2 protein-coding genes and 1 pseudogene are annotated in these 4,206 nt (G+C 70.4%); all 3 read left to right on the forward strand.

The genetic code is table 11. The features are described 5' to 3' along the window. Positions 1-29: 29 nt before the first annotated feature. A pseudogene (locus ACXJMZ_RS36785) lies at positions 30-587 on the forward strand (GTP-binding protein); the annotation flags it as partial. 117 nt (positions 588-704) lie between these two features. Continuing rightward, a complete protein-coding gene (locus tag ACXJMZ_RS36790) occupies positions 705-4,076 on the forward strand; it encodes a sensor histidine kinase (RefSeq protein ID WP_457034347.1) in 3,372 nt (1,123 codons plus the stop codon). Positions 4,077-4,086: 10 nt separating this feature from the next. Further along, on the forward strand, positions 4,087-4,206 hold a 120-nt coding region (locus ACXJMZ_RS36795; protein ID WP_030834062.1), incomplete at its 3' end, for a roadblock/LC7 domain-containing protein.

The raw sequence follows: 4,206 nt of genomic DNA on the forward strand, positions 1-4,206 counted from the left end.
GTCAGTCACGCTGCTCGAAAGGGTCCTCAGTGGACTTCGCAAGCTCTAACGCGGCCACCCCCACCCGCGCCACCACCTCCGCGAAGATCGTCGTCGCAGGCGGCTTCGGCGTCGGCAAAACCACCCTCGTCGGCGCGGTCTCCGAGATCAACCCCCTGCGCACCGAAGCCGTCATGACCAGCGCCAGCGCCGGCATCGACGACCTCACCCACACCGCAGGCAAGACGACCACCACCGTCGCCATGGACTTCGGCCGAATCACCCTCGACGAAGACCTCATCCTCTACCTCTTCGGCACCCCCGGCCAGGACCGCTTCTGGTTCATGTGGGACGACCTCGTCCGCGGCGCCATCGGCGCCGTCGTCCTCGTCGACACCCGCCGCCTCGCCGACTGCTTCCCCGCCCTCGACTACTTCGAAAACTCAGGGCTCCCCTTCGTCGTCGCCCTCAACGGCTTCGACGGACACCAACCCCACACCGCCGACGAAGTCCGCGAAGCACTCCAACTCGGCCCCGACACCCCCGTCATCACCCTCGACGCCCGCCGCCGAGACAGCGCCAAAAGCGCCCTCATCACCCTCGTGCAGACGCCTGTTTGTCCCCCATCGGCGCACGTGCTGAAATGCCAGCTACCCCATCGCCACCCTGGCAGTTCCACCCAGCAGCGGGCTGCGGCGAGCGGGGATTAGAGAGGTTGTTGTCGAGTGAGGCGTAAGCAGCCAGTCACCCCGCAGCGGCGCTCCGAGCCCCGCGAGAACGAGCCGGGCGGCAGCGGCCAGGCCCCCGGGTTCTCGGCGTTCACGCCGAGCGCGGAGGAGCGACCCGCATCCCCGGCGGTCAACGGACCGGCCGGAGCGAAGAGTTCCGCGAGCGCCGCACCGGCCCCGAGCCGGTACGAGTTCCTGGCGCCCCGGAACTGGCGGGTGCCCACCCGCCTGATCGCGATCCTGCTGATCCCGGTGGTGATCTCGCTGGTCTTCGGTGGCCTCCGCGTCAACAGCTCCTTCGACGACTTCGTCAAGGCCACCCACGCCGAGAAGACCGCCCAGCTCGCCAAGGCCGCCACCGAGCTGGCCCACGCGCTGGAGTCCGAGCGTGACCTCACCTCGATACCCCTGCTGGTCGGGCAGGACGACAAGGGCGAGGTGGCCAAGTACCGCGCCAAGACCGACCAGGCGCTGGGCGAGTACCGGGCCGCGTTCGACCAGGTCTCCGACGACGACATGCTCGCCCGCCGCAACGCCGCCTTCCAGCAGCTCGTGGTGCACCTGCCGCACCTGCGCGAGAACGCCTACAAGCGCGAGCTGTACGCGACCGCGACCCAGGCCGCGTACTCCATGCTGCTCGCACCGCTGATGGCCTTCGACAACTCGGTCGGCTTCGGCAGCTCCACCGTCACCAGCAAGGGCCGGGCGATCTACGCCATCTCGCTGGCCAAGGCCTCGGCCTCGACCCAGCGTGTGCTGATGTTCAACCTGCTGGTCGGCATCAGCCAGAAGCGGACCACCACGCAGGAGGAGCTCGAGCTGGTCCAGCAGCTGGCCGTGGCCAGCAAGCTGGAGCAGGTCTCGGTCAACGAGTTCAACACCGGCAGCCCGGCCGAGGACGTCCAGGTCCACATGCAGGCCCTGGCCGCCCAGGCCAACACCGACCAGCGCGCCGCGCTGAAGGTGCCGGGCACCGACAACGCGCCGACCATGCAGGGCCTGATCGCGCTCGGCCTGTCGTTCGTCGGCACCGCGCGGAACAACCCGAACGACGAGGCCAAGGCCTTCCAGGCGGCCCGCGACGCCGGTCTCACGCCCGAGGCGTGGAACCAGGCCACCGCGAGCCACATCAACGCGCTCCGCACCACCGAGACCACCCTGCTGGAGCAGGTCGTCGGCGACGCCGCCAACATCAAGAACCGCGCGCAGACCGACATGATCCTCAACTCGGTCATCGTGGTGGTCTCGCTGGCGCTGGCCGGTCTCTTCACCGGCCTGATCGCCCGCTCGATGATCCTCGGTATGCGCACGCTGAACAGCGCCGCGCTGGAGATCGCCAACCACCGCCTCCCCGACCTGGTCGAGAAGCTCTCCAAGACCGACCCGGACCGGGTGGACACCTCGGTGTCCCCGATCCCGCTGTACGGCAGGGACGAGATCGGCGAGGTCGCCCGCGCCTTCGACCAGGTCCACCAGCAGGCGGTCTCGCTGGCCGCCGAGCAGGCCCTGCTCCGAGGCAACGTCAACGCGATCTTCACCAACCTGTCCCGCCGCAGCCAGGGCCTGATCCAGCGCCAGCTCGCACTGATCACCGACCTGGAGAACAACGAGGCCGACCCGGACCAGCTGGAGAACCTCTTCAAGCTGGACCACCTGGCGACCCGTATGCGCCGTAACGGTGAGAACCTGCTCGTCCTCGCGGGCGAGGAGGCCGGCCGCCGCTGGAACACCCCGGTGCCGCTGGTCGACGTGCTCCGCGCCGCCGCCTCCGAGGTGGAGCAGTACGAGCGCATCGAGCTGGCCGGCATCCCCGAGGCCGAGGTGATCGGCGCCGCCGTGACCGACCTCGTCCACCTGCTCGCCGAGCTGCTGGAGAACGCCACCTCGTTCTCCAGCCCGCAGACCCGGGTGCTGGTCAACGCCACCCGGCTGCCGGACGGCCGGGTGCTGGTCGAGATCCACGACAAGGGCATCGGCCTCACCGCCGAGGACTTCGCCGAGATCAACGAGAAGCTGGCCGAGCCGCCCACGGTGGACGCCACCATCTCCCGCCGGATGGGCCTGTTCGTGGTCGGCCGGCTGTCCCAGCGGCACGACGTCCGGGTCCAGCTCCGCCCCTCGGGCGAGTCGGCCGGCACCACCTCGCTGGTGATGCTGCCGCAGCACCTGACCGAGCTCGCCGCCCTGCCGGAGCCGGAGGAGCAGTTCACCGTCTCCCGGATCTTCGCCGAGCAGGAGCCGGAGAACGAGTGGAACGGGGTCGAGCAGGGCCGTAGCGCGGCCGAGCTGGGCTTCGACGACCACCTGACCGGCCACGGGGGCAGCAGCGGCTTCAGTCCCGCCCTGGAGGCCATGCAGCGCTCCCAGCGGCTGGACCAGCGCCGCCGGACCGCCCTGGAGGCGGGCCCCGGCCAGGACCAGGTGATCGACGCCGAGGTCGAGGAGTCGCCGTACGCGCCCGAGCGCTACAGCGAGGACGGCTACGGCTACCAGCCGCAGCAGGACCAGTACGGCGAGCAGCCGTTCACCGAGGACGGCTACCGCGACCCGTTCGGTGCCCAGCAGTCCCAGCAGCAGTACGCCGAGGACGGCTACGGCTACCAGGACGAGCAGTACACCGACACCTCGTACAACGGTCAGTCCTTCGCGGAGCCGCAGTACGCCGAGGCGGCCGTCCAGGACCCGTACGGGCAGCAGGAGCAGTACGGCTACCAGCAGGACCAGTACCAGCCGTACGAGCGCTACGAGGAGCCGTCCGGCCACCCGTACACCCCGGAGCCCGCGGCCCTGCCGCCGGCCGCTCCGGCGAGCACCCTCGGCTCGGGCCTGCCGCAGCGCCGTCCCGGCCAGCAGCTGGCCGGTGCGGGTCCTGCGGCCGACCGTCCGACCGCCAGCATGTTCGGCGGCGGGCAGAGCGACGCCGACAAGCCCAACTGGTTCACCGGCGCCAAGGACACCACCGAGGCACCGGAGAGCCGGGGCCACGAGGTGTCCGCACTCGGCGGCTACGGCCCGACCGGCCCGACCGGCGCCCCGGGCGGTGACTGGCAGTCACCCAACGACGGTGACTGGCAGCGCGCCGGCCAGCTCCGCGAGCCGGCCGCCGGCGGGACCACCCCGTCCGGCCTGCCCCGCCGGGTACCCAAGCAGAACCTGGTCGCCGGGAACGCCAAGCCCAGCGCCCAGGACGGCCCCCAGGTCTCGCGCAGCCCCGAGGAGGTCCGCGGTCGCCTGACCAACCTGCGCCGCGGCGTCGAACAGGGCCGTAGTGCGGGCGCGGACCAGGGCAACACCGGAAGCTTCCGGATCGACCCCCAGCAGCAGAACAGCACCGATCTCTTCGGCGGCTCGAACCACCAGGAGCGTTGAGTTGAGTCAGATGAGCCAGGCCGCACAGAACCTGAACTGGCTGATCACCAATTTCGTGGACAACACCCCCGGGGTGTCCCACACAGTGGTGGTCTCCGCCGACGGGCTCCTGCTCGCCATGTCCGAAGGC

The organism is Kitasatospora sp. P5_F3 (genome assembly GCF_054049135.1).